This window comes from Methylobacterium sp. 37f (assembly GCF_023093475.1).
Taxonomy (GTDB): Bacteria; Pseudomonadota; Alphaproteobacteria; order Rhizobiales; family Beijerinckiaceae; genus Methylobacterium.
Genome location: NZ_JAGHKN010000016.1, coordinates 41,832 through 67,010 on the forward strand (window position 1 = coordinate 41,832; position 25,179 = coordinate 67,010).

Here is a 25,179-nt window from a genome sequence, read left to right on the forward strand (position 1 = left end):
TTGACCCGGGGTGCCGGCGGCCTCGGTCAGAGGGGGAAGAGACACGGTCAAAACTCCGTTCGCCGACACCGACACGGAGCCGGGGCAGCGACGCGTCCCTAGCAGGTCCGGCAAGCGGGACAATGGCAGAGTTCCGAGCCGCCAGTTGCCGTGGGCGGGTCGCCTCGCTACCTACGGCTCCCACACCGCGAGCGGCCGAACCCGCACCGGGCCGGCCCACCGACAGGAGCGCGACACCCGATCATGGAGCTTCTCAGGCTCGCTGCCCTCGACGCCGAAGATCTGGGCGTCATCTCCGCCCACCTGCAGGACGCGATCCTGAAGGGGAGCGACCTTGCCTATCTCAGCGCGCAGCATCGGTTCGTCCTGGTGGCGCGCCGCTTCGACTGGTCGGCGGAGGACGGTGCGCCGCCGCGCCGCCGCCTGACCGGCATCCATTTCGAGCGGGTGCTGAAGGTGCGCACCCGCGGCATCACGCCCGGTGCGGATGCCGAGACGCCCCTCGAACTCCTCGCCATCACCTTCGCGCCGACCGAGGCGCCGTCCGGCATCGCCACCCTGGTCTTCGCCGGCGGCGCGGCAATCCAGCTCGAACTCGAATGCATCGAGGTCCAGTTGAAGGATCTCGGTCCGGTCTGGGAGGTCGAGGGGCGTCCCGACCACGAAGCCGTGGTCGCCGGGCGCGCCGCGATCGCGGGACAGGCTCCAGCGGGACAGGCCCGAGAAGGAAACACCTGATGGTCCGTCTCGATTCCCGCGACGGCGACTTCGCCGCCGCCTTCGCGCGTCTGCTCAGCGTCAAGCGCGAGATCTCGGAGGATGTCGACGAGACCGTGCGCGGCATCATCGCGGGCGTGGTCGCGGGCGGCGACGATGCGCTCGTCGACTACACCCGCCGTTTCGACCGGCTCGGCGAGGACTTCACCGTCGCGTCCCTGCGCGTCACCCCGGCCGAGATCGAGGCCGCCGTCGCGGCCTGCCCGCCCGAGGCCCTGGAGGCCCTGCGCTTCGCCGCCGCCCGGATCGAGGCGTTCCACACCGCCCAGGTGCCCGCCGACCACAGCGCCACCGACAGCCTGGGGGTCACCGCCGGCTGGCGCTGGACGGCACTGGAATCCGTCGGCCTCTACGTCCCTGGTGGCACCGCGAGCTATCCCTCCTCGGTGCTGATGAACGCGATTCCCGCCCGCGTCGCCGGGGTGCCGCGCGTCGTCATGGTGGTGCCGATGCCGGAGGGCACGATGAACCCGCTGGTGCTCGCCGCCGCGCAGCTCGCCGGCGTCGACGAAGTCTACCGGGTCGGCGGCGCCCAGGCCGTGGCGGCGCTCGCCTACGGCACCGAGACCATCGCCCCCGTGGCCAAGATCGTCGGCCCCGGGAATGCCTGGGTGGCGGCGGCCAAGCGCCGGGTGTTCGGGCAGGTCGGCATCGACATGATCGCCGGTCCCTCCGAGGTGCTGATCCTGGCCGACGCGCACGCCAATCCCGATTGGGTGGCGGCCGATCTCCTGGCCCAGGCCGAGCACGACACCGCGGCCCAATCGATCCTGATCACGGATTCGGAGACGCTCGCCGGCGACGTCGCCGAGGCGGTGGAGCGGGCGCTTGGAACCCTGCCGCGGGCCGACATCGCGCGGGCCAGCTGGCGCGATTACGGCGCGATCGTGGTGGTGCGGGACTTCGACGAGGCGGTGCCGCTGGTCGACCGGCTCGCCCCCGAGCACCTCGAGATCGAGACGCAGGATGCCGAGGGGCTCGCCGCCAAGGTGCGCAACGCGGGCGCGATCTTCCTCGGCTCGCACACCCCGGAGGCCATCGGCGACTATGTCGGCGGCCCCAACCACGTCCTGCCCACCGCCCGCTCGGCGCGGTTCTCCTCCGGGCTCGGCGTGCTCGACTTCATGAAGCGCACCACGATCCTGCGCTGTGACCCGGCGGCCCTCCGGGCGCTGGGGCCTGCGGCCATCGCCCTCGGACGGTCGGAGGGCCTGGAGGGTCACGCCCGCTCGGTGGCGATCCGCCTGAACCTGTGAGGGTGCGATGTCCGGTGCGGCCAAATCCAGCGAGCCCCAATCGCCTCACCGCCTCGCGGTGGTGACCCTCGACGAGGAGTCGATCGGCCGGGGCAACCCGGATCAGGAGCATGAGCGCGCCATCGCGATCTTCGACATCCTGGAGGACAACAGCTTCACGATTCCCGGGCGCGAGGGCCCCTACGCCCTCACCCTCGGCCTGGTGGAGAGCAAGCTCGCCCTCGTCATCAAGCGCGAGGACGGCGAGCCCGTGATGACCCACCTGCTGTCGCTGACCCCGTTCCGCCGGGTGATCCGCGACTACGAGATGATCTGCGAGAGCTATTACAACGCCATCCGCACCGCCTCGCCGACCCAGATCGAGGCGATCGACATGGGCCGGCGCGGCCTGCACAACGAGGCCTCCGACCTGCTGCGGCAGCGCCTCGAGGGCAAGGTCGACCTCGACCACGATACCGCGCGGCGCCTGTTCACCCTGGTCTTCGCCTTGCACTGGAAGTCGTGACCCGCGAGGCCCGAGCGGCGCCCCCTCTCGAAGCGCGAGGCTGAGAAGAAGACCGGATGGCGGACGCGACCGGCCCGAAGAAGACGCGCGTGCAGTCGGCCCTGTTCATGTGCAACTTCAACGCCGTGCGTTCGCTCGCGGCGGAAGCCATCGCACGCCACTACTTCGGCAAGTCGATCTACGTGCAATCGGCCGGCGTCCGCTCGGGCGAGCCCGCCGACCCGTTCATGGTGGCGGCGCTGGACGAGATCGGCATCGATGCCGCGCGCCACAAGCCGCGCACCCTGGCCCAGCTCGAGGAATGGGAGGGCCTGAACTTCGACCTCATCATCACCCTGGCGCCCGAAGCCCACCACGCCGCCCTGGAACTGACCCGTACCAACGCGGTCGAGGTCGAGTACTGGCCGACCCCCGACCCGACCCACATCCAGGACGGCACCCGCGAGCAGCGCCTCGACGCCTACCGCGACGTCCGCGACGGCCTGGTCTACCGGATCAAGATGCGGCTGAAGGGTTGAGCCGCCGGATCGACGTCACCGGCCCGAAACTCTTCTCCCGGATGCGGGCGACGGCCTCGGCGAGGGGCTCCACCGCCACCGCCATGTGGTGGCCGTTGGCGTGGATGAGGCGGGTGGCGTCGAGCATCAGCCCCACATGGCCGCGCCAGAACACGACGTCGCCGCGCCGGAGCCCGTCGACGTCCGGGGCGAGCGGCTCGCCGAGCCCGCGCTCCTGCTGGTCGGCGTCACGCGGCGCCGCGATCCCCGCCAGCGCCAGGCAGAGCTGGACGAGGCCCGAGCAGTCGAGTCCGAGGCTGGTGCGTCCGCCCCAGAGATAGGGCGTGCCGACGAGGCGCTCGGCGGTGCCGGCGTAGTCGGGCTCCAGGACATCGGCTGCCGTGCAATGTCCGGCGAACACGAAGCCCCCGGTCGCGAGGCGATGGTAGTCGCCGACCGAGTCCTGGACCTGGACGCGGGCGCCGAGCGTCAGGTAGCCGGTGGCGGGCAGCTTCAGGTCGGGTCCGGGATACAGGAAGCTGCGCAGGGCGGTGACGCGGTGGGTCGGCCCCCCGACGGGTCCGAGGGCCGCCTCCGGCAGGTAGCCGACATAGCCGTCATGGTCGAGCTGGACGAAGGCGAAGCCCTCGTCGGCCCCGTAGAAGGTGACCGCGTCGCCCATCACGGCCTCGGTCTCGAGACCGGCATCGAAGCGCGGCGCCCGCGTCAGCGGCGCGGCCGGCACAACGACGCTGCGCGCTTCGCCGACCACGTAGCGGGCGGCGTCGACGCGGCCTTGCAGGCGGATATCGGCGATCTCGGGCCGGGCCGGGACGAGGCGCGGGTCGGACAGGTCGAGCAGGGCGGTCGGCATGGGCGCGACTATCTCCCGGGGTTCGACCCGTCGCAACCGCCGACGCGGCGATCACCCCGTCTGCGTCATGGTGACGCTGGAAACTGCCTGTCCGGTCGGCAACCTGCGTCTCGGGAGGCCGCTCCGTCTGCGCCGAACCCGGATCCCTGATCGAAAATCCATCCGGCTGCCGCGCGATGGGTCCCACTGCCGGAAACGCACGGGGCGCCCGCAAATGTGTGCACTGCACAAACCGGCAAATCGGGATTACAGTCGGCGCATGCCCCTAGCGAGTCGCGCCGTGAAGAAGACCTCGAAATCCTTCCAGGATCTGCCGCCGATCCGCGTGCGGCGCGAGCCGCCGACGATTCCCGAGGCGGTCGCCGCCGCGCAGGATCTCGCCGACGACATCGAACAGCAGGTCGAGATCGCCGCCGGCCTGATCGGCCTGCCCCTCGACGCGGTGCGCGAGCACGTGGTCGCCGCAGCCCAGGCCAAGGTGGAACGGATGCCCGAGCGGATGCCGGAGCGCATCTTCACGGCGGCGAGCCCGAACCGGGCCCCCCGCACCGTCATCGTCGAGCGCCGCCGGCCGCCGGTCATCATCGAGCGTCGCGGGCGTCCGCCGATCGGACGCCCCTGATCGCGGCGTGAGAGGCTACCAGTCGAGCGTCTTGCCGGCGTAGTCGAGATAGGCCGTCCCGGTTCGGCCGAGCCGGGCCGCGATCACGTCGGCCATGCCGGTGACGCTGGTGGCGACGTCGATGTCGGCATCGGCTCCGCCCATCTCGGTGCGGACCCAGCCCGGATGCAGCAGCAGCACGCCGAACCCCGTTTCGCGATGGCGGATCTCGAAGCTGCGCGCCAGGGTGTTGAGGGCGGCCTTGCTCGCCCGGTAGGTCTCCCAGCCACCGGAATCGTTGAGGCCGACGCTGCCGAGGATCGAGCTCATGAAGGCGACGAGACCCTTCGGAGCCAGCCGGTCGAGGAAGACTTCGGCGAAGCGCACCGGGCTGATCGCGTTGGTCAGGTAGACCTGGGCGGCCACGTCACGCGGCACGGCATGGGCCGGATCGTGCGCCTGCGTCGCCACGCCCGCCACCACGAAGACCAGGTCGAAGCTCTGGCCGGCGAGGCGGTCATGCAGGGCCGCCACGGCGGCATCGTCGTCGATGTCCGCGGTCTCGATCGTCAGAGCCTCGTCGGCCAGCGCCGCGAGGCCCGGGGAAGCGGAGCGCTGAGTCGCGGTCACCCGCCAGCCCCGCTGCAGGAAGGTTTCGACGAGGCCGAGGCCGAGGCCGCGCGAGGCCCCGACGATGAGCGCGTTCTTCTGGGATGCCATGTGATCGTGTCCCTGGTTCGCGGACGGGCGCGCCGCCCTCGGGCCGGGCCGCCCGACCCTCAGCGGAGGAGGTTGGACGGATGAGCGGTTCCGGCAATCCGGGCCGCCCGCGCCGAGGTGTGCCGGCGCACCTGAGCGGTCAATCCGCCGTCTGCACCGACCAGGTGGCGTGCTCGATGCCGGGCATCCGCGCCAGGGCCGCCACCACGGCGTCGAGTTCGGCGGACGTCACCGCCGTCGCCACCAGGGTCGCCACCACCTCGACGGTGTCCTCGCCGCGCTCCACCACCTCGATGCCGCCGACCGGGTACTTTGCCGCTTCCAGGCGCTCGACCAGCAGGTCGCGGGCCGGGCCGGCACCGTCCGCCGCCACGGTCACCTGGACCTCGTAGGTGGCCTCGGTCTGGCTCTCGTCGATGGGCGCGCGATTGATGGCGTTGACGAGGGGCCGCAGCAGGGTGTTGCCGGCGAGCACGGCCGCCGTGACGAAGGCCGCCTCGAGGGGGAAGTCGGCGCCCGCGAAGGCGCCCACGGCCGCCGAGCACCACAGGGTCGCGGCGGTGTTGAGCCCGCGGACGTTCATGCCCTCCTTCATGATCACGCCGGCGCCGAGGAAGCCGACGCCCGAGATCACGTAGGCCACAGTGCGGGTGCCGCCGGCGGCCCCTTCGAGACGCATGCCGAGATCGACGAAGGCCGCCGCCCCCACCGCCACCAGGACGTTGGTGCGCAGGCCCGCCGTGCGCTGGCGATATTGCCGCTCGGCCCCGATCAGGGTGCCGAGCCCGAAGGCCACGATGAGGCTGATCGCCGAATTGACCGCTTCGGGCAGCGGCCCGGACAGGATGGAACTCATCGCGCTGCCCTGACGGTGTCCCGTGACGGCACCATGACAAGGCGATCCGGCCGGCGGATCACGCCTGCGGATAGTCCGAGATACCCCCATGCGCCGCCGACCACTTCGCCGGCTCGTGCAGGAAGCTCTCGACCTCGGCCAGCACCTTCGGGTCGAAGTGGCCGCTCTCCTTGGCCACCGCCAGCACGTCCCACCAGGTGGTGAGGTAGTGCAGCTGGATGCCGAGATCGGCCATCGCCTGCCGGCTGTTGGGGAAGATGTCGTAGAAGAACATCACGAAGCAGTGGTCGACCTGGGCGCCCGCGTCGCGCAGGGCCTTGCAGAATAGCGCCTTGCTGCGCCCGTCGGTGGCCAGATCCTCCACCAGCAGGGTCCGGGCGCCCTCCACCACCTCGCCCTCGATCTGGGCGTTGCGGCCGAAACCCTTGGCCTTCTTGCGCACGTACTGCATCGGCAGCATCAGCCGGTCGGAGATCCAGGCCGCGAACGGGATGCCGGCGGTCTCGCCGCCGGCCACGTGGGTGATCGACTCGTAGCCGATGTCGCGCACGATGGTGGCGGCGGCGAAATCGTTCAGCGTCGAGCGCAGGCGCGGATACGAGATGATCTTGCGGCAGTCGATGTAGACCGGGCTCGCCCAGCCCGACGTGAAGGTGAAGGGCGTGTCCTGGTAGAAATGCACCGCCTTGATCTCGAGCAGCATCTTGGCCGCCTCGCGGGCGATCACGGCGCGGTCGATCGGCAGGAAGGAGGTCGTCATGCGCGGGTTCGCTCTCGTGCGGGCGGCGGGCGCGGCCCCGTCCCGCCTCCGGGCGGGGCCGCGCATCCGTCTGAAGGATGGGTTCTCCTTCCCGCCAACCGCCAAGGGCGTCAACCCTGGAGATGTACGCCGCCTCCGGAGAGGGGTGACGCCCTGGAGGTGCCGTCAGGCCGCCTTCACGTCGGCCAGGAAGCCGCCGACCTCGCGGGTCAGGCTCTCCGAGTGCCGCGCCAGTTCCTGGGCGGCGCTGAGCACCTGGGAGGCGGCCGCACCGGTCTGGCCGGCCCCGTCGCGCACGCCCGCGATGTTGACGGTCACCTCCTCGGTGCCGCGCGCCGCCTCCTGGACGTTGCGGGTGATCTCCTGGGTCGCGGCCCCCTGCTCCTCCATGGCGGCGGCGATGGAGCCGGCATAGGTCGACATCTCGGCGATGATCCGGCTGATCGTCTCGATGTCGGCCACCGCCTCATGGGTCGCACTGCGGATCTCTGTGATGCGCTCGCCGATCTCCCCCGTGGCCTTGGCGGTCTGGCCGGCCAGTTCCTTCACCTCGGAGGCGACCACCGCGAAGCCGCGCCCGGCCTCGCCGGCCCGCGCCGCCTCGATGGTGGCGTTCAGCGCCAGCAGGTTGGTCTGGGCCGCGATGCTGGAGATCACGTCGACGAAGGCGCCGATCCGCTCCGTGGTGCCGGCCAGCCGCCGCACGGTCGCGTCGGTGCGCTGGGCGTTCTCCACCGCCTGACTGGCGATGCGCGCCGACAGGCTCACCTGCTGCACGATCTCCTGCACCGAGGCCGACATCTCCTCGCTGGCGGCGGCCACGGTCTGGACGTTGGCGGAGGTCTCCTCGGCGGCGCCGGCGACGATCACGGTCTGCTGGTTGGTCTGGCCGGCGACGCTGCTCATGGATTGCGCGGTGGCCTCCATCTCGGTGGCGGCGCCCGCCAGCCCCTGGGTCAGGGTCGAGACGTTGCGCTCGAAGGCCTGGGTGAGGGCGTCGAGGCGCTGGGCCCGGCGCATCTTGGCCTCGTCCTCCGCCGCCTGCGCGGCCGCGAGACGCCGGGCCTCCACGGCATTGTCCTTGAACACCTGGAGCGACCGGGCGAGGAGGCCGACCTCGTCCCGCCGTTCGAGGCCCGCCACCGCCACCGCGAGGTCTCCAGCCGCCAGGCATTCCATCGCCGCCGTCATGCCGGCGAGCGGGCGGGTGACGCCGTAGAGCGTGATGAGGGCCAGCAGGCCGACCGCGACGCCGAGGCCGATGGTGGCGGTGAGGATGAGGGTGCGGGTGGCGCTCTGCGCCGTCTCGGTCGCGTCTTGCTTGGCGGCATCGAGATCGCGCAGGTTGGAGGCGACGCGCGTCGCCACGCTCTCGGTGAGCTTGATCCGGGCCGGCCGGACCTCCTGCTTTGAGATGCGGGCGGCGGCCTCGTTCTCGTTGCGGAGCCCCAGGGTGACCGAGCGCTCGGCGGCGGTGAAGAAGCTCTGGAGGTCGGCTCGAACTCCCGTGAGGATGGTCCGGCGCTCCGGCGTATCGGCCAGGGCGATCAGGCGCTCGAGGGTCTCGGAAGCGGTTTTCTGGTTCGCCTGATAGTGGTGGAACTCCGTCTTCATCAGGGTCTCGTCGGTCTCGATGATGGCGTTCTTCTCCGCAATCACCGCTTCGTCGATGGCCAGGGCCAGTTTCTGGGCCAGGAAGAGCCGCGTGGCGCGCACCTCGATGATCTGCGTGGTGTTCTGGTCCAACGTCGCCAGGCTGGAGCGCGCCAGGGCCACCAGGCCCACCGCCACCAGGATGAGGACCAAGCTGGGAATGGCGAGCTTTGCCATCAGCTTGAGATCGTTGAACGCGCGCATCGCAACCCCCGTGGATGACGCCGTCGCGGGACCATGATCGGCCTCTCGGTGACGCGGCGCTCCTCTCACGGTTCTGTGATAATTCGCTGAAACAAGCGTTAACGAAACCGAAATTCGATGCATTTGATGAATCTTATGCGTCCGCTTGGTTGTACCTCCGAAGCATTCAGACCTTGCTCAATCACGCAGCGTGATTTTTCCGGTTCCTTATCCTGCCATGTTGCCGAGGGTTTCCGTTCATCTCGCGCCGGGTCGAGGACCGAACATTTGGGGATGAGGTTCGAGCTATTGTGACGACTTTGAATCGTCGATCTCGTTCCGACGGACACCTGATCGGCCGGCACTTGGTCGCCGGACATCGCGCCCGTGCGCCCTCAGTCCAGGAAGGTCTGGAGGGCGGCCAGGGTCGCGGCGGGGTTCTCCTCGGCCAGGAAGTGGCCGGAGGCGATCTCGGTCGCGACGGCCTTCGGCGCGAAGGTCCGCTGCCAGGCGGCGAGCGGCGTCTCGGTGCTGCGATCGAGATAGCCGTCGCCGGTGAGGATCAGAGTCGGGCAGGCCAGAGCCCGTCCGGCCGCGAGATCGGCGAGGTCGGCCTCGCGGTCACGGGTGGCTCCCGCCCGGTAATCCTCGCAGAAGGCGTGGATGCGCTCGGGCACGCCCCAGGCCTGCCGGTAGAGGTGCAGGGCGGCGGGCGCGAAGGCCCGCAGGGATGTGTCCCCGCTCCAATCCCGCAGGAGCCCCTCGAAATAGGCGTCCGGATCCCGGCCGATGGCCTGCTCGGGGCCCGGTGCCGGCTCGGCCAGAAAGTGCCAGTGCGAGGATGTACGCGGCGAGGGTTTCGGGGGGTCGGCCTCGATCCGCTCCCACTGGACCAGGGTCGGCAGGATGTCGAGGAGCGCCAACCGGGCGATCCGGCCGGGTTCGTCGAGGGCGAGACGGTAGCCGATGCGGGCGCCCCGGTCGTGCCCCACGAGGGCGAAGTGGACGTGGCCGAGGGCTTCCATCACGGCCACCATTTCGGCCCCGAGGGTGCGCTTAGCGTAGGCCTCGTGACGCGGATCGCCCTCGGGCGCGCTAGACCAGCCGTAGCCCTTGAGGTCGAGGCAGATGACGCGGCGGCGCTCGGCGAGCGCCGGGGCGATCCGATGCCAGCAGGCGTGGCTCTGCGGAAAGCCGTGGAGCAGCAGCACCGGCCGCGCCTCCTCCGGCCCGCCGACGCGTGCGAAGAAGCGCCCGGCCGGGATGTCGATCCAACGGGACGCGAAGGTGGGGAACAGATCCGTGGTCACGGGCGGCGCCTCCGGCAGGGGCCGGGGGAACGCGCGCCCCGAGCCAACGGTTCGCAGTCACGGCCGGTGACGATTCTGTTAGAAGCAGGCGGTTCTCCGGTTCCATCCACCGCTTCACTGCTGACCAACAGGATTTTCGCCGATGCCGACCTATTCGATGCCGACCTGTCTGACTCCGTTCGTTCTGGCCGCCGGCCTCGCGCTCGCCAGCTTCGTCCCCGCCCAGGCTGCGGGTTGCTGCGGCGGCGGCGCCGGCATGATGTGCGGCAAGAGCAACAAGATGGATCTGCGTGCGGGCGGCATGAAACCGTCCCGGGCCAAGAAGGCCGCCTGCTGCTGCGAAGGCATGGCCGGCCACGGCATGGCCCCGATGTCGAAGAAGCTCTGATCCAGCCCGGGCGGGCGAATCCCCGCTGGCAAGTCTGGGCAGGCAAGTCTGGGCGGGCGAGGCTCCGGTCCGGATCGTGCTCGAAACGGGGTGTTCGAACGGGCAACCCCAGCGCAAGCCTGCGGCCTCGTGGAGGTCGGCGCGGGATTGACGCCCGCCCCGCGCAGCGGGCACACCCGAAGACTGCGGATCGCTCAAGAATTCGCATCCAAAAAAGCCACCGAGGAGACGCGCATGGATCGGCCCACCGTTCCTGCCCCCCAGACGATCCGGGCGATTCGTCCGATCGACGCGAGCCTGCTCGCACCAGCGGCGTTGTCCGCATGAGCGGCGCGATCCTCGCCGAGCGTCCGGCGTCCGGCGCTCCGCCCGTGGATGCCGCCCTGCGCGGGCGCATCCTCGCCCTGCGCGACGGCCTGCTGCACGGGCTCATCGGCGCCGACGCGATGGTGGAGCGCCTGCTGATCGGCCTCCTCACCGGCGGTCATCTCCTCATCGAGGGCGCCCCCGGCCTTGCCAAGACCCGCGCGGTCAAACGCCTGTCGGAGGGGCTCGACGGCAGCTTCGCCCGCATTCAGTGCACTCCCGACCTGATGCCGGCCGATCTCACCGGCACCACGGTGTGGCGCCAGGATGCCGGCGATTTCGAATTCCTGCCCGGCCCCCTGTTCCACTCTCTCGTCCTCGTCGACGAGGTGAACCGCGCGCCCCCGAAGGTGCAATCGGCCCTGCTCGAGGCGATGGCGGAGGGGCAGATCACGGTCTCGGGCCACACCCACGCCCTGCCCGACCCGTTCATGGTGGTGGCGACCCAGAACCCGATCGAGCACGCGGGTACCTTTCCCCTGCCCGAGGCGCAGCTCGACCGCTTCCTCCTCCACGTCCTGGTGGAGATGCCGGACGAGGCCGCCGAGCGCCGCATCCTCGATCTCGTCGAGGGCGAATTGAACCACCACGCCGAAGCCATGCCGGTGCGGCTCTCGGTGGCGGAGATCCGGGCCGCCCGCGAGGCCGCCCTCAACGTCTACGTCTCCCCGGCGCTCAAGGACTACCTCGTGCGCCTGGTCGCCGGCACCCGCACCGATGCGGCGGCCCCGGACCTGCGCGCCGCCATCGAGCATCCGGCCTCGCCGCGCGGCACGCTGGCGCTGATGCTCGCCGGCAAGGCGCGGGCCTATCTGCGCGGCCGTGACCACGTCATCCCGGAGGATGTGGCGGATCTGGCCGCCGACGCGCTGGCGCACCGCATCGGCCTGACCTGGCGCGCCGCGGCCGAGGGCCAGACGGCGCGGGGCATCATCCGCGGCCTCGTCCAGCGGGTGCGGGCGCTCTGAGCGCGACGATGTCTGTCCCGAGCCCGGCCCCCGCCGCCCTGTCGGACACCGACCCGCTGCTGGCGCCGGGCATCCACCTCTCCGGCGAGGCGCTGATGGGCCTGCGCCACCTCGCCCGGCGCGGCACCGGCCCGGCCACCCGGACCCTCGCGGGCCTGCCCGGCGGGATCGTGACCCGGCGGCGCGGGCGCGGCTCGGAGCCGGACGACGTGCGCCTGTGGTCCGAGGGCGACGACCGCCGCCACATCGATCGCAACGCCACCGCCCGCACCGGCATCCTGCACGTGCGCACCCACCACGACGAGCGCGACCGCGCCGTGGTGCTCCTCGTCGATCTCCGGCCCTCGATGCTGTTCGGCACCAGGCGGGCGCTCCGCTCGGTGGCGGCGGCCGAGGCCCTGGTGCTGCTCGGCTGGCGCATCGTCGGCGACGGCGGCCGCATCGGCCTCGTGGCCGTGGGGGCCGGCGAGCCCGTGGTGGTGCGCCCGGCCGGCGGCGAGCGGGCCATGACGGCGATCACCGGCGCCCTGGCGCTGGCCCATGCCCGTGCCCTGTCGGAGGCCGGCGGCGCGGATCCGCCCCTGGCGGCGGCGCTCACCCTCGCCCAGAGCCTGCTGCCCTCGGGTGGCCACCTCGTCATCGGCAGCGCCCTCGATACGCCGGGCGCCGATTTCGACCATCTCCTGACCATCATGGCCGAACGCCTGTCGATTCGCCTCGTCCTGGTCAGCGATGCCTTCGAGCGCGCCCGCCCGCCCGGCTTTTACCCCTTCGCCACGCCGGACGGCCGGCGCGGCACCGTCCAGGCGAGCCGGTCCGACACGGCACGGAAGAGCGCCGACGCGCCGCCGAGCGCGGATGCGCGCCTCGTCGCCTATGCCCGGCGCGGCATCGAGGGCCTGCGCCTCGACGTGGAAGCCGGCCCCGAAGCCTACGCCCCGCTGATGGAGCGCCTCGATGCGGTGCTCTGACGTGTTTCACGTGAATCAGGGGATCACCGCGTGAACTCAGACGCCGCTCCGAGCCTCGACCAGTTGCGCGCCCTGCACCTGCCCGCCGAAACCGGGGCCGCGCAGGGCGCCGTGATGCTCGCCATCGCGCTCGGGTTCACGGCCGCCCTCGCCTTCGGCCTGCTGCGCTGGCTGCGCGCCCGGCGGCGCGGTTCGGTGCGGCGGGCCGCCTTGCGCGAACTCGCCGCCGCCAATGCCCTGCCGCCGGAGAGCCGCCGCGTGGCCCAGGCCCAGTTGCTTCGCCGCCTCGCCCGGACGCTCCAGGGCGATGCGGCGGCGGACGCGCAGGGGGCCGCCTGGGCCGCCACCCTCGACCGCCTCTTCGCCACGACCTTCTTCAGCGCCGGCGCCGGCTGCATCTTCACCGACGGGCTCTACCAGCGCGGCGCGCCCGAGCCCGGGCCGGTGGATGCCGAACTGGCCCGCCTGTTCGCCCGGATCGGGGCCTGAGCCATGATGACGGGACTTTTGCCACAAGGGCTCACCGCCCTCGCCTCCGCCTTCGACCTCGCGAGTCCCTATGCCCTGCTGCTGCTGCCCCTGCCGCTGCTGGCCGCGCGGTTGATGCCGGCCGAGCGGGTGGGATCGAGCGGCGCCCTGCGGGTGCCGGCCTCCCTGGTGGCGGAGGCCGCGCGGGGCGAGAGCATCGCGGCGCGCGGTCGGGGTCGCGCCGCCCTGATCTGGACCCTGTGGAGCGCCCTCGTGGTCGCCCTGGCCGGCCCCCGCCTCGTGCTGCCGGCCTCCGCCCTTCCGGCCTCAGGCCGCGAGATCATGCTGGCGATGGACCTCTCCGGCTCGATGGAGCGGCGCGACTTCGCCCTCGACGGCCAGACCGTGACCCGGCTCGCCGCGGTCAAGCGCGTCGGCACCGACTTCATCCGCCGCCGGGCCGGCGACCGCATCGGTCTCGTCATCTTCGCCAACGAATCCTACGTCGCCGCCAGCCCGAGCTTCGACACCGCCACGGTCGCCCGCGCCCTGGACGAGGCGACCATCGGCCTCGTCGGCCGCTCCACCGGCATCGGCGACGGCCTCGGCCTCGCCCTGAAGCGCCTGAGCCCGACGGGGGCCGAGGCCGGGGGCGTGCCACAGGCGGGGGGCGTGCCGCAGGCGGGAGGCGTGCCGCAGGCTGAGGGCGCGCCGCAGGCCACCGCCAAAGTGGTGATCCTGATGACGGACGGCGCCAACAATGCCGGCCAGACCACCCCCCGCGACGTCGCCGGCCTCGCCAAGGAACTCGGCATCCGGGTCCACACCATCGCGCTCGGCCCCCGCGACCTCTCGAATGCCGACGGCGAGCAGGACGTGGTCGACACCGAAACCCTGCGGGACATCGCCGACCTCACCGGCGGCCGGATGTTTCGCGTGAAAACCACCGACGATCTCATGGCCATGGCGGAGGCGATCGATCAGATCGAGGGCGGTCGCGCCAAGGCCCCGCCGGTTCCCCTGCGCAAAGACCTCTGGCCCTGGCCCGCCGCCCTCGCCTTCCTGGCGGCGGCCGGCCTCCTCGCGTCGCGGCGGACCGCATGAGCGTCCTCGACACCATCGCGGTCCTGCGCCCCTGGTGGCTGGTGGCGATCCCCTTCGTCGCCGCCCTGGCGCTGCGCGCCGCCTGGCGCTCGGCGCCGCTCGGCGACTGGACCCGGGCCGTCGATCCCGCCCTGATGGCGCTCCTCGCCAAGCGCGGCGCGGTGCTGGGCGGACGCCGGCAGGCGAACCTCGCCGCAGCCCTCGCGGCCGGCCTGATCGCCCTGGCGCTGACCGGCCCCGCCGTCGAGCGCCCGGACGCCGCCACCTTCCGCAACCTCGACGCCACCGTGGTGGTGGTCGACCTGTCGCGCTCCATCGCGGAGGGCGGGCACCTCAAGGATGTGCGCCAGATCGCCCAGGGCGTGGCCGAGGCGGCCGGGACCCGCAGCGTCGCCGTGGTGGTCTATGCCGGAGACAGCTACCTCGCCGCGCCGCCGACCACCGACCGCGACGCCCTGTCCTCGACCCTGTTCGCCCTCGACGGCGACACCGTGCCCGACCGGGGCACACACCCCGAGCGCGGGCTGGCGCTGGCCCGCCGCACCCTGGAGGAGGCCGGCGTGATCGCGGGCGACGTGGTCCTGGTCACCGACGGCGACGGCATCGGCGACGCCGCCCTGCGGGAGGCGACCGCGATCCGGGCGAAGGGCTGGCACCTGCACGGTGTGTTCGTGCCCGCCGGACCCGGCCTGCCGACAGGCTCGCCGAAACCCGACCGGGGCGCTCTCGAACGCCTCGCCGATGCGGGCGCCGGGCGCTTCGCCATCCTCGACCAGCCCGGCCCCGTGCTCGATGCGGTCGGCGTCAGCACGGCGCAGCACCTCGCCGCCGGCGGCTACACCGTGCTGGCCTTCGCCGATCTCGGGCGCTGGCTCGTGCTGCTGGCGCTGCTGCCGGCCCTCGTCCTGTTCCGGAGGGCCGCCTGATGAGGAGCGCCTGATGGCGATCGGTTTGTTATCCGCCCTGCCCGCTCCGCCCCGGGACTGGACCCGGTGGGCCCGCCTCGCCGGCCTCGGGCTCGCGGGCGCCGGCATCCTCGCCCTCACCGCGAGCACCCAGCCGCGCACCAGCCTCGGCCGCGCCCTGATGGGCGCCGGACTGCCCGATACCGCCGCCTGGGTGCTCGACGATCCGGCCTGGCGCGGCCCGGCCCTCTACCAGGCCGGCCGCTACGACGAAGCCGCTGCGCTGTTCCGCAGCGGCGGCCGCCGCAACGCCTACAACCTCGGCAATGCGCTCGCGAGATCCGGTGACCTGCAGGGCGCCCTCGACGCCTACGACGCCGCGCTTCAATACAATCCGCGCGATGCCGACGCCCAGGCCAACCGCTCGCTGATCGCCCGCCTGGTCGACGAGGGCGCCGGCGATCCCGGCAAGGGCGGGGGCGTGGCCAATGCCACCGCCACGGTGGGCGCGCGCTACAACAAGACCTCGAACCAGGACCCCAACGACGACACCCAGGCCACCTCCAGCGGCGAAGGCCTCGCCGGCAACAAGGAGGGCGGCACCACCTCCTCGACCCCCGGCAACAGCAAGGTCGCCCGCCGCGGCAAGGCCGAGCAGGTCTCGGTGGATTCCGGCAAGGGCGAGGCCCGGGGCTCGGCCAGCGACGCGGCCGGACGCGGCCGCACCGGCGCCGGCTCGGCCATGGTCGCGGCCGCCCCCGAGCGGGAGGTGCGCCGGGTGACCAAGAGCTTCGAAGCCCACGAGATCCGGCCCGACCGCCTCTGGCTCCAGACCCTGCCGGACGATCCGGGGCGCTATCTCAAGCTGCGCCTGAAGGCCGAGCAGGCGGTCCGCATCGAGGCCGGCACCGCCGTGCCGGGTGGGAGCAATCCATGGTGAGCGATCGTTCCGAGCCATCCGCCGCGCGGCCCCGGGATGACGGCGAGCCGACAGGATTCTTGCACCGGCGCAGCATCGTCGCTGCCTGTCTCACGGCCTTCCTCCTCGCGCCCGTTCCCCTCCGAGCCGAAATCAGTCCCGGCGATCTCACCCTCACGGTCACCCCGGAACGCAACGGCAACGCCGATCCGTTCTCGCGGGAGATGGTGCTGCTGCGCATCCACGGCGTCTATCGCCAGGCGATCCTGCTCGAAGAGGTGATCCAGCCGTCGCTCGCCAATTTCAGCTGGACCCAGCTCGGCCGCGACGCCTGGTCGAAGACCCGCCTGCCCGACGGACAGGTGGCGATCGCCTTCGACCGGGTGGTGGCGATCTTCCCGCACCATCCGGGCGACTTCACCATCGATCCCTTCATCCACCGCCTCACCGTCAACGAGGGCGGCAAGCGCGTCGTGGTCGACGTGCCCTCGGCTCCGGTGAACCTGCCCGTCGCCACCTGGACCAAGCCGGTGGGCGGCCCCGACGCCAAGGAGCCGTGGTGGCTGCCGGCCAAGGACGTGACGATCACGGATTCCTGGAGCCCCGATCCCGAGACGGTGAAGCTCGGCGAGACCACCCGCCGCATCGTCACCCTGGAGGCGCAGGGCCTGGTCGCCGAGGGGCTGCCGCCCCGGCCTGTGATGCGCACGCGCGGCATCCTCACCTTCGCCGGACCGGTCACCCGCGAGACCCTCATCACCCCGTCCGGCCCGGTGGCGCGCGCCACCTACCAGTGGGACGTGCGCCCCGCCATCGATGAGGTCATCCCCCTCGACGCGATCGTGATCCCGTGGTTCGACACGGTGTCCCGGACCCTGCGCGAGGCCGAGATCCCGGCCCGCCAGATCGGCGGCGGCCTGCCCGACCGCGACGACGAGGCCAAGCCGATCGTGCCGGCCTCCCCCCTCCTGGTGGTGACGGCCGCCCTCGGCGCCTTCGGGCTCGGCCTCGCCCTGATCGGCGTCGGAACCGGCCGCGACGTCCGCCGCCGCCGTCTCGACGCCCGAACGCGGCGCGCCCTGAGGCGGGCCGCCTCGGCCAGGGACGCGCGGGCCTTTCGCGCCGTGCTCGACCCCGTCCTGTCGGGGCGGCCCGACCTGGCCCGCGCCTGGCAGACGCAGCCGGAGATCGCGGCCGGGCTCGCGGCGCTAGACGACAGCCTCTACGGCCAGGGTCCGGCGGCGGCCCTCGACTTGCCTGCCCTCGACTTGCCCGCCCTCGCCCGTGCCCTGGCCCGGCCCGTGACGGTGGCACCGGCGTTGGCGGAGACGCGACCGCGCCTCGCCGCCCTCGACGGTCGCAAGGCACCCTCGGCCGCAGCGCCGCCGGCGCGCTCGGCAACCCCATGACGCTCACCCGGCGCACGATCCTGCGCGCTGGCGCGGTCCTGCCGGTTATGGTCCTGCCGGTGCTGGTCCTGCCGGTGCCGGTCCTGCCGGGCTCGGTTCAGGCCTCGCCGGACCGCTTCGTCGAGGCCGGCGCGGCTCTCGAACAGATCGCGCGCGACCTCGGCGGGCGGGTCGGTGTCACCGTCCTCGACACGGGGGGCGGCCCTTCGCTGCAGCTTGCGGCCGATGCGGCGTTCCCCCTCTGCAGCACCTTCAAGCTGCTGCTCGCCGCCGCGATCCTGGCCCGGGTCGAGGCCGGCCAGGACCAGCTCGACCGCCGGATCGCCTACACGGCGGCCGATCTCGACGTGTACGCCCCGATCACGGGCGGGGCGCTCAAGGAGGGCGGGCCGGAAGCCGGGGCGATGTCCGTCGCGGCGCTGTGCGCGGCCGCGATGGTGTGGAGCGACAACACCGCCGCCAACCTGCTGCTCGAGGCGCTCGGCGGTCCCGCCGCCCTCACGGCCTATTGCCGGAGCCTCGGCGATTCCGTGACCCGGCTCGACCGCACCGAGCCCAACCTGAACAGCGCGGAGCCCGGCGATCCGCGCGACACCACCCGACCGGCCGCGATGGCGGCGACCGTCCGGACAATCCTCCTCGGCGACGCGCTCACGCCCGGCAGTCGCGCCCGGCTTGAGGGCTGGATGACAGCGGCCCGCACCGGCACGATGCGGCTGCGGGCTGGGCTTCCGGGCGATTGGGGCGTCGGCGACAAGACCGGCAGCGGCGCCTACGGCACCGCCAACGTGGTGGCGATCCTGCGCCCGCCGGCCCGGCCGCCCCTGATCGCCGCGCTGTACCTGACGGGCTCTACGGCGTCGGCCGAGGGGCGCGATGCAGCCCACGCGGCGATCGGCCGGGTCATCGCGACCGCCTATGGTTAACGGTCGGTTCACGCCCGCCTGCCAAGGTCGTCCCGCGAGGAAAGGTCGTCTCGCGCGAGGGGGACCCGATGCGGCGTGGCTCTGTGGCGATCAGACGGGGCGGGCCGGTGCTCGTGCTCCTGGCCGGACTGGCGCCGATCCCCGCCGGGGCGGCGGATTTCGGCGGCCTCGCCTATCCGACCCCGGGCCGCGCGTTGGACGGCGCCCCGGCAGAACCCGAGGGCCTGCCGCGCTACTTCCCGCGAGCCGAGGAGGACGGTGGCGTGGTTCACCGCGGACCGGTGCCGCGCCGGCGCCTGGCGGGCTGCATCCCCCGGCGGGTTCCCATCCCCACCGATGCCCCCGGCGATCCGAGCTATGTCGGCTCAGCGTATGGGCTCGGCAAGCCGAGCTATTACGGCTTCACCCCGCCGCTCGGCATCGACGATCCCTACGGACGGCCGCTGCGGCCCTATTGTCCCTGAGGCGGCTGGCATCCCGGCGACGGTGCGATTAGGTCTCGCGCGAAACGCGACGTTCGCACCGCGACCGTACCGAAAATCTGCCGAGGACGACCTGCCGATGTCCGATTCCACCGCCCTGCTCCGGTTCACGGCCGTCGTCCCCTTGCGCGCCGAGGTCGCTGCCTGGCGCCGGGCCGGCGAGCGGGTGGTGCTGGTGCCGACCATGGGGGCGCTTCATGCTGGACACCTCGCCCTGATGGCGCGGGCCCGGAGCCTGGGGCAGCGCGTCGTGGCCAGCATCTTCGTCAATCCGACCCAGTTCGGCCCGAACGAGGATTTTTCGCGCTACCCGCGCGACACCGAGGCCGACCTGTCCCTGCTGGCCGAGGCCGGGGTCGACGCCGCCTATCTGCCGGAGGTGTCCGGCATGTACCCCGAGCATTTCTCGACCCGGATCGAGGTCGACGGGCTCACCGAGGGCCTGTGCGGGGCCTACCGACCGGGGCACTTCTCCGGCGTCGCCACGGTGGTGGCCAAGCTTCTCAACCAGGTCCAGCCCGACTGCGCGCTGTTCGGCGAGAAGGACTACCAGCAGCTCCTGGTGATCCGCCGCGCCGTACGCGACCTTGACCTGCCCGTGGAGATCCAGGGGGTGCCGACCCTGCGCGAGGCGGACGGCCTCGCCCTGTCCTCGCGCAACCGCTATCTCACCCCCGACGAGCGGGCGCGGGCGCCGCGCCTCCAGGCCGTCCTGTCCGACATCGCCGCGGGGCTGGCGGCCGGGACCAGTGCCGATATCCTGGTGGAGCGGGGCCGGGCCGCGCTGGCGGCGGCCGGCTTCGATCCGGTGCAGTATCTCGAGGTCCGGGACGCCGAGACGCTGGCGCCCGTGAGCCACGCGACCCGGCCGGCCCGGGTGCTGGCAGCGGCCTATCTCGGCCGCACGCGCCTCATCGACAACGTGCCCGTCGGGTGAGGCGTCAGGTTCGCGCCGCCAGGGGGCTGGCCCGGAAGAAGTCGAGCATCGCCCGTGAGGCGTCGGGACCGCGCGGGTCGGTGTAGCTTCCGGCCGCGTCTCCGCCCGACCAGGCATGGCCGAGGCCGCGCACGATCCAGCCCTCCACCGCGACCCGTCCGGCCGCATCGGCGTAGCGGGTGCGGGTGTAGGGCAATCCGCCCGGGCTCGTCGCCTCGGTGGCCTCCGGCGTCAGGCCATCGATGCCGGCCTGGGCCAGGGCCTGCTCGCCGTTGCGCGGGTTGACCGTGCCGTCGCTCTCGCCGTGGAACACGATGGTGGGCACCCGCACCTCGGTGGTCGCGCCATCGGCCGACGCCACGGGACCGAGCCGCATCACGGTCAGGGCCGTCGAGACGTCGCGGGCGCAGCCGGCCGCGAGGCCGGAATGGATGCCCACCGCCGCGTAGAGGTCGGGATAGACCCGGGCGATGTTCACCGCCGCCGCGCCCCCCGCCGACAGGCCGGCGATGTAGACGCGGGCCGGATCGATGCGGTGCTCGGCGATGATGGCGCGGGTCAGACCGGCGATGATCCCGGCCTCGCCCGAATCCCGGCCCTGGTCGACGGGCTGGAACCAGTTCCAGCAGCGCTGGCCGTTAGCGCGCCCGGTCTGGGCCGGGTAGGCGACGAGGAAGCCTTCCGTCTCGGCCAGCGCGTTCATGCCGGTGCCGGCGGCGAAGTCGTCGGGCGACTGGGTACAGCCGTGCAGCATCACCACCAGGGGCAGGTTCGGGCGGGCGTCGCTGGGAACGAACAGCTTGTAGTCCCGCGCCCCGGCCGCATTGGCGAAGCTGTGCTCGGTGAAGGTGCCACCCTCGGTGAGGGGCGCCCGGGCTTGGTTGAAGCCGGTTCCGGATCCGTTGCCCAGACCACCGCTCAAGCCATTGCCCAAATCGTGTTTCAGGCTGCCGCCGAGGCCGGCTGCGAATTGACCCAGGCCGGCGCTGGCCGCTCCCTGGCCGGTCCGTCCGAGCCCGCCGATCACCGGGGCGATGCTCCGGGTCACCGTCTCCACGACCTTGCGCAGCGTCTCGGGCAGGATTGCGGCGCGGCCGGGCTCCTCCGGGGCGGCGGCAGTCGGCCGGGCGCGCGCCCCGGTCGGCTCGGGTGCTGGGCCGGCACCGGCCGGAGCCGGGCCGGTTTCGACGCGTTCGGCGACGAGATCGATGGTGCGGGGATCGCTCACCGCGGCGCCCGTCTCGGCCGGAGGCCGGGCAGCCGACGCCGAGGAACCGCCGGCGAAACCACGCTGGAGCAGATCGGTCGCATCCTGCAGCCGGCCGGCGGCCGTGAGGCGGGTTGCCTCCATCATGTCGGCGAGGCGGTCCTGCATCCGGTTTGAAGATTCGGTCATGGGGTTCGCTTTCCGGTTCGACCGTGAGTCGAACGCTGCGAGGTCGGGAAACGCATCAGAACGGACGTGTCAGCGCAGGCGGTCGGCGAGGGCCGCCTTGACGGCCAGGCTCGCCTGAAGGCTGCCCATGACCTCGATCGACGCGATGGCGTCGCGGGCGAGTTCCGGCGTGACGTCGGGGGCGATGCTGGCGAGTCCGAGCACCCGGATATCGAGGCGGATGCCGCTGGCGCGCGCCGCTTCGAGTTCGGCCCGGTCGTAGCGGCGCAGGCCGAGTTCGACGCCCTTGCGGGCCACGGATTGCCGGGTGACGTCGCCGTGGCGGGCGATCTGGTTGCGCACGGCGGTGCGGATGAAATCGCTCCGATTGGCGTAGACGCTCTCGGATACGAGAAGGTCGATATGGCCGAGATCGACGTAGCCGAGATTGATCGTGATCTTCTCGGTGTCGCCGACCCGGATCGGCGCCCTGGGTTTGTCCTCAAGATCGAGCATCGTACCGTCCCGTCACCATCCAGCTGGATGGTATATGGGGGGTTTTTGCTGCGGCGCAATATGCGGTCTCGTGCGTCGCAGCAATGCGGCGTCGCCCCGCTCCCGTGTGATCCCCTCGGGTCGTACCGGTTCGCTCGGTGCCCTCAGGCGGTCTCTTCATCGCCGAGATAGTCGCGCCAGACGGCGCCACCGCCGCCCAGCGTCGCGATGAAGGCCGCGTGCCGCGTCCGCTCGGCCTCCGTGAGCCGATGGCGCAGCTGGCGCGGACCGACCGGCACGACCTCGCCGCCGTCCCCGATGATGACCACCTCCTCGACTTCCGTCATGGCGAGGCCCAGGCTGGTCTGCTTGCCGCCGAGCAGCTCGACATAGACCTCCGCCAGGATCTGCGCGTCGAGGAGCGCGCCGTGCTTGGTCCGCCGCGTGGTGTCGATGCCGTAGCGCGCGCACAGGGCGTCGAGGCTGTTGGCGGCCCCCGTATGCTTGCGGCGGGCGATTTGCAGGGTGTCGACCACGTCGGCGAGGTCGATGGGCGGGGGTGCCACCGCCCCGAGCCGGGCATATTCCATGTTGAGGAAGCCGACATCAAAGGGCGCGTTGTGGATCACCAGGGGGGAATCACCGCAGAAGTCGCGAAATTCGTCGACGATGTCGGCAAAGAGCGGCTTGTCGGCGAGCATGGCGTCGGAGATGCCATGCACCCCGAAGGCGCCCTGGGACACCGGCCGGGTCGGGTTCACGAGTTTGTGGAAGACCTTGCCGGTCTGCACGTGATTGATGAGCTCGACGCAGCCGATCTCGATCAGGCGGTCGCCGTTCTTCGCATCCGTTCCGGTGGTCTCGGTGTCGAGAACGATCTCGCGCAGCATCGAAGAATCCTGAGGGTGGGTCCGGGCGACCGGACCATGCGCCGTCCTAAGATCGCGTCAAGGCGCGGACGGTCCGGCGCTCCCGGTCAATTGCCGGATGAGGGCCGCCACCTCGGCCTCCGCGTGCGCGAAGCCGAGGCTGGTGTCGAGGACGAAGTCGGCGCGCGCCCGCTTCTCGGCGTCGGGCCATTGCTTGGCGCGGATCGCCTCGAAGGTCGCGGCATCCATCCCGGGCCGGGCGAGCACCCGGGCGCGCTGCACCTCGGGCGGGGCGGTGACGACCAGGACGCGGTCGCAGCGCGCCGCCGCCCCGGTCTCGAACAGGAGCGGAATGTCGAGGAGCACCAGGGGCGCCCCGGCGTGGCGGGCGAGGAAGGCGCGGGCCGCCGCCTGCGCCAGGGGATGGACCAGCGCTTCGAGGGCGGCGAGGCGCTCGGGCGCGCCGATGACGGCCTCGCGCAGCCGCGTCCGGTCGACGGAGCCGTCCGGCGCCAGGGAGCCGGGAAAGGCTTCGCCGATGGCGGGGGCCGCCGCGCCGCCGGCGCCGTAGAGGGCGTGCACGGCGGCGTCGGCGTCATGCACCGGCACCCCGTGCCGCGCGAACATCGCCGCGGTGGCGGACTTGCCCATGCCGATCGAGCCGGTGAGCCCGAGGACGACCGGGCGAGTTCCGGGGACGCTGCTTCCCGGGATGCTCATGCCCAGGATGCTCATGCGGGGGCGAGATCCGCCAGGATCCGGGCGCGCAAGGCCGGCGTGACGCGCGGGGTCACCCGGAACCAGCGGGCGAAGCCCGGCACCGCCTGATGCAGCAGCATGCCGAGGCCGTCGACGGCGGGAAGCCCGCGTGCCCGCGCGGCCGCCAGCAGCGGCGTCTCCAGGGGCGCGTAGACGATATCGGCCACCGCCGCATCCTCGGGCAGGGGCAGGAGATCGAGGTCGAGGGGCGGGTGCCCGACCATGCCGAGCGAGGTGGTGTTCACCAGGAGCCCGGTGCGGGCCATCGCGTCCGGCAGGTCGTACCAGGCGACGGCCTCGACCCGCGCGGGATCGAGGGCGACCAGGGCCTCGGCCCGGGCCGGCGTCCGGTTCGCGACCCGGACCCGCGCCAGGCCGCGCTCCAGGAGGCCGACCACGATGGCGCGGGCGGCGCCCCCGGCCCCGAGCACCAGGGCGGTGCCGCCGCCGCGCCCGGTCCAGTCGAGGCCGAGGCTCTGGTCGAGATGGGCCACGAAGCCCGGGGCGTCGGTGTTGTCGCCGCAGAGCCGTTCGGACCCGTCGAAGAACAGGGTGTTCACCGCCCCGATCGTTTCGGCACGCGGCGTCAGCGATTCGACCAGCCGGAACGCCGCCTCCTTGTGCGGGATGGTGACGTTGCCGCCGGCAAAGCCCTTCTCCCGCAGTGAGGCGAGAAACGCCGGGAACGCCTCCGGTGTCACGTCGATGCGCTCGTAGCTCCCGGCGATGCCGTGCTCCTGCAGCCAGTGTCCGTGGATCAGCGGCGAGCGCGAATGCGCGATGGGATGTCCGACGACGAAGGCACGGATCATACGGTGCAATCTCCGGCCAGCGGGCAGGCGGGGCCGCCCACCTCCTCGATCTGCAGGGTGGTGTGGCCGATGCCGAAACGGGTCCGCAGCTCTTCGGCGGTGGCGATGAGGAAGCCGTTGCCCGGGTGGCCCGGCCCCATCACGAGATGCGCCGTCAGGGCGATCTCCGTGGTGCTCATCGGCCAGATGTGGAGATCGTGCAGGTCGGTCACCCCGGCGCGGGCCCGCAGGTAGGCGCCCACCGCCGCCGGATCGATGCCGGGTGGCACCGCCGAGAGCGACATCACCACGCTGTCGCGCAGGAGGCCCCAGGTCGCCCAGATGATGAGACCCGCGATAACGAGGCTGACCAGGGGGTCGATCCAGGCCGCGCCCGTCAGCACGATGATGAGGCCCGTGACCACCACGCCGGCCGAGACCGCGGCATCGGCCAGCATGTGCAGATAGGCGCCGCGGATGTTGATGTCGCTGCCCTTGCCCGAGGCGAAGAGCCAGGCGGTGAGGCCGTTGATGAGGATGCCGATGCCGGCCACCACCATCACGGTCAGGCCTGCCACCGGCTGCGGCTCGGGGGCGAGGAGGCGGACGGCCGCTTCCCACGCGATGGCACCGGTGGCGACCAGCAGGAACACCGCGTTGAACAAAGCGGCGAGGATCGAGGAGCCGCGCAGGCCGTAGGTGAAGCGCGGCGTCGGGCTGCGCTTGACCAGCACCGAGGCGATCCAGGCCACCAGCAGGCCGAGCACGTCCGAGAGGTTGTGGCCGGCATCGGCCACCAGGGCCATCGACTCGCTGGCGAAGCCGTAGATCGCCTCGATGACCACGAAGGCGACGTTGAGGGCGATGCCGATGGCGAAGGCGCGCCCGAAGCTGGCCGGCGCGTGGACATGGCCACCACCGCCATGCGAATGGCCGCCGCCCCCGTGGGAATGGCGATGGCCGTGATGATCGTGATCGTGCGCGTGCTCGGCCATCAACTCCGCCTCGGATCAGCTCCCTCCCCTCCCCGTTTGGGGACGGGAATGCGTCCTGCC

General features: G+C 72.1%; 28 protein-coding genes. 16 read left to right on the forward strand and 12 right to left on the reverse strand.

All coding sequences use genetic code 11. The features are described 5' to 3' along the window. Positions 1-243: 243 nt before the first annotated feature. Genes J7U37_RS12855 through J7U37_RS12870 form a run of 4 tightly spaced genes read left to right on the forward strand, consistent with a single transcriptional unit; the run spans position 244 to position 3,056 of the window. On the forward strand, positions 244-738 hold the full coding sequence (locus tag J7U37_RS12855) for a DUF2948 family protein (RefSeq protein ID WP_056485667.1): 495 nt from the start codon (positions 244-246) through the stop codon (positions 736-738). Beyond that, positions 738-2,033, forward strand: coding sequence for a histidinol dehydrogenase (gene hisD / locus J7U37_RS12860; protein ID WP_247635966.1), 1,296 nt, complete (start codon positions 738-740; stop codon positions 2,031-2,033). Before J7U37_RS12855 ends, hisD begins: the two co-directional genes overlap by 1 nt. 7 nt (positions 2,034-2,040) lie before the next feature. Then, the gene (locus J7U37_RS12865) at positions 2,041-2,538 is read left to right on the forward strand and encodes a UPF0262 family protein (RefSeq protein WP_056187612.1); all 498 of its coding nucleotides are present in this window, start codon (positions 2,041-2,043) and stop codon (positions 2,536-2,538) included. A gap of 56 nt (positions 2,539-2,594) precedes the next feature. Further along, positions 2,595-3,056, forward strand: a complete 462-nt coding sequence (locus tag J7U37_RS12870) for a low molecular weight phosphatase family protein (protein WP_056187609.1) — start codon at positions 2,595-2,597, stop codon at positions 3,054-3,056. Here J7U37_RS12870 and J7U37_RS12875 read toward each other — a convergent pair. After that, positions 3,034-3,897: a C40 family peptidase gene (locus J7U37_RS12875; RefSeq protein ID WP_247636008.1), complete on the reverse strand. Its 864-nt coding sequence runs from the start codon at positions 3,895-3,897 to the stop codon at positions 3,034-3,036. The genes J7U37_RS12870 and J7U37_RS12875 overlap by 23 nt on opposite strands. Positions 3,898-4,168: 271 nt before the next feature. On the opposite strand from J7U37_RS12875, the gene J7U37_RS12880 reads away from it, so the two are divergent. Further along, complete coding sequence (locus tag J7U37_RS12880) at positions 4,169-4,531, forward strand: hypothetical protein (RefSeq protein WP_247635967.1); 363 nt, start codon at positions 4,169-4,171, stop codon at positions 4,529-4,531. Positions 4,532-4,546: 15 nt separating this feature from the next. Here the strand turns inward: J7U37_RS12880 and J7U37_RS12885 are convergent, their stop codons facing one another. The 5 genes from J7U37_RS12885 to J7U37_RS12905 all read right to left on the reverse strand — a co-directional run bounded on the left by J7U37_RS12885 (position 4,547) and on the right by J7U37_RS12905 (position 9,992). Further along, complete coding sequence (locus J7U37_RS12885) at positions 4,547-5,230, reverse strand: SDR family oxidoreductase (protein ID WP_247635968.1); 684 nt, start codon at positions 5,228-5,230, stop codon at positions 4,547-4,549. A gap of 139 nt (positions 5,231-5,369) precedes the next feature. Further along, entirely contained in the window at positions 5,370-6,086 is a 717-nt protein-coding gene (locus J7U37_RS12890) for an MgtC/SapB family protein (RefSeq protein WP_247635969.1), read from the reverse strand. Between the two features lie 58 nt (positions 6,087-6,144). After that, positions 6,145-6,846, reverse strand: coding sequence for an orotate phosphoribosyltransferase (locus J7U37_RS12895; RefSeq protein ID WP_056187596.1), 702 nt, complete (start codon positions 6,844-6,846; stop codon positions 6,145-6,147). A 165-nt stretch (positions 6,847-7,011) separates the two neighbouring features. Continuing rightward, a complete protein-coding gene (locus J7U37_RS12900) occupies positions 7,012-8,703 on the reverse strand; it encodes a methyl-accepting chemotaxis protein (RefSeq protein WP_247635970.1) in 1,692 nt (563 codons plus the stop codon). 374 nt (positions 8,704-9,077) lie between these two features. Further along, positions 9,078-9,992, reverse strand: coding sequence for an alpha/beta hydrolase (locus tag J7U37_RS12905; RefSeq protein ID WP_247635971.1), 915 nt, complete (start codon positions 9,990-9,992; stop codon positions 9,078-9,080). Positions 9,993-10,134: 142 nt separating this feature from the next. Between J7U37_RS12905 and J7U37_RS12910 the strand changes: the two genes are divergently transcribed. The 11 genes from J7U37_RS12910 to panC all read left to right on the forward strand — a co-directional run bounded on the left by J7U37_RS12910 (position 10,135) and on the right by panC (position 19,835). After that, positions 10,135-10,380 carry a hypothetical protein gene (locus J7U37_RS12910; RefSeq protein ID WP_056187587.1) on the forward strand — a complete coding sequence of 82 codons (246 nt, stop codon included), beginning with the start codon at positions 10,135-10,137 and terminating at the stop codon, positions 10,378-10,380. Positions 10,381-10,703: 323 nt separating this feature from the next. Beyond that, complete coding sequence (locus J7U37_RS12915; protein ID WP_247635972.1) at positions 10,704-11,714, forward strand: AAA family ATPase; 1,011 nt, start codon at positions 10,704-10,706, stop codon at positions 11,712-11,714. 95 nt (positions 11,715-11,809) lie between these two features. Then, positions 11,810-12,685 carry a DUF58 domain-containing protein gene (locus J7U37_RS12920; protein ID WP_247636009.1) on the forward strand — a complete coding sequence of 292 codons (876 nt, stop codon included), beginning with the start codon at positions 11,810-11,812 and terminating at the stop codon, positions 12,683-12,685. 30 nt (positions 12,686-12,715) lie between these two features. Further along, entirely contained in the window at positions 12,716-13,174 is a 459-nt protein-coding gene (locus tag J7U37_RS12925; RefSeq protein WP_247635973.1) for a DUF4381 family protein, read from the forward strand. A gap of 6 nt (positions 13,175-13,180) precedes the next feature. Continuing rightward, entirely contained in the window at positions 13,181-14,257 is a 1,077-nt protein-coding gene (locus J7U37_RS12930) for a VWA domain-containing protein (protein WP_247636010.1), read from the forward strand. Next, positions 14,254-15,183: a VWA domain-containing protein gene (locus J7U37_RS12935; protein WP_247635974.1), complete on the forward strand. Its 930-nt coding sequence runs from the start codon at positions 14,254-14,256 to the stop codon at positions 15,181-15,183. The genes J7U37_RS12930 and J7U37_RS12935 overlap by 4 nt, the downstream gene beginning before the upstream one ends. A gap of 13 nt (positions 15,184-15,196) precedes the next feature. Continuing rightward, the gene (locus tag J7U37_RS12940) at positions 15,197-16,102 is read left to right on the forward strand and encodes a tetratricopeptide repeat protein (protein ID WP_247635975.1); all 906 of its coding nucleotides are present in this window, start codon (positions 15,197-15,199) and stop codon (positions 16,100-16,102) included. Further along, entirely contained in the window at positions 16,096-17,490 is a 1,395-nt protein-coding gene (locus tag J7U37_RS12945) for a hypothetical protein (RefSeq protein WP_247635976.1), read from the forward strand. Before J7U37_RS12940 ends, J7U37_RS12945 begins: the two co-directional genes overlap by 7 nt. Further along, a complete protein-coding gene (gene bla, locus J7U37_RS12950) occupies positions 17,487-18,416 on the forward strand; it encodes a class A beta-lactamase (protein ID WP_247635977.1) in 930 nt (309 codons plus the stop codon). Before J7U37_RS12945 ends, bla begins: the two co-directional genes overlap by 4 nt. Before the next feature lie 68 nt (positions 18,417-18,484). After that, positions 18,485-18,880 (forward strand): hypothetical protein, encoded by a 396-nt coding sequence (locus J7U37_RS12955; protein ID WP_056187567.1) that lies wholly within the window; start codon positions 18,485-18,487, stop codon positions 18,878-18,880. A gap of 97 nt (positions 18,881-18,977) precedes the next feature. Then, entirely contained in the window at positions 18,978-19,835 is an 858-nt protein-coding gene (panC, locus tag J7U37_RS12960; RefSeq protein ID WP_247635978.1) for a pantoate--beta-alanine ligase, read from the forward strand. A 4-nt stretch (positions 19,836-19,839) separates the two neighbouring features. On the opposite strand, the gene J7U37_RS12965 is transcribed toward panC, so the two are convergent. From J7U37_RS12965 to J7U37_RS12990, 6 genes are all read right to left on the reverse strand, one after another. Next, the gene (locus tag J7U37_RS12965; protein ID WP_247635979.1) at positions 19,840-21,231 is read right to left on the reverse strand and encodes a PHB depolymerase family esterase; all 1,392 of its coding nucleotides are present in this window, start codon (positions 21,229-21,231) and stop codon (positions 19,840-19,842) included. A gap of 69 nt (positions 21,232-21,300) precedes the next feature. Next, positions 21,301-21,726, reverse strand: a complete 426-nt coding sequence (locus tag J7U37_RS12970; protein WP_247635980.1) for a CopG family transcriptional regulator — start codon at positions 21,724-21,726, stop codon at positions 21,301-21,303. Positions 21,727-21,869: 143 nt separating this feature from the next. After that, a complete protein-coding gene (dnaQ, locus tag J7U37_RS12975) occupies positions 21,870-22,595 on the reverse strand; it encodes a DNA polymerase III subunit epsilon (RefSeq protein ID WP_056187554.1) in 726 nt (241 codons plus the stop codon). A gap of 57 nt (positions 22,596-22,652) precedes the next feature. Further along, the gene (gene coaE, locus J7U37_RS12980) at positions 22,653-23,309 is read right to left on the reverse strand and encodes a dephospho-CoA kinase (protein ID WP_247635981.1); all 657 of its coding nucleotides are present in this window, start codon (positions 23,307-23,309) and stop codon (positions 22,653-22,655) included. Then, complete coding sequence (locus tag J7U37_RS12985) at positions 23,306-24,145, reverse strand: shikimate dehydrogenase (protein WP_247635982.1); 840 nt, start codon at positions 24,143-24,145, stop codon at positions 23,306-23,308. Before J7U37_RS12985 ends, coaE begins: the two co-directional genes overlap by 4 nt. Then, positions 24,142-25,119 carry a cation diffusion facilitator family transporter gene (locus J7U37_RS12990; protein WP_247635983.1) on the reverse strand — a complete coding sequence of 326 codons (978 nt, stop codon included), beginning with the start codon at positions 25,117-25,119 and terminating at the stop codon, positions 24,142-24,144. Before J7U37_RS12990 ends, J7U37_RS12985 begins: the two co-directional genes overlap by 4 nt. Positions 25,120-25,179: the final 60 nt, after the last annotated feature.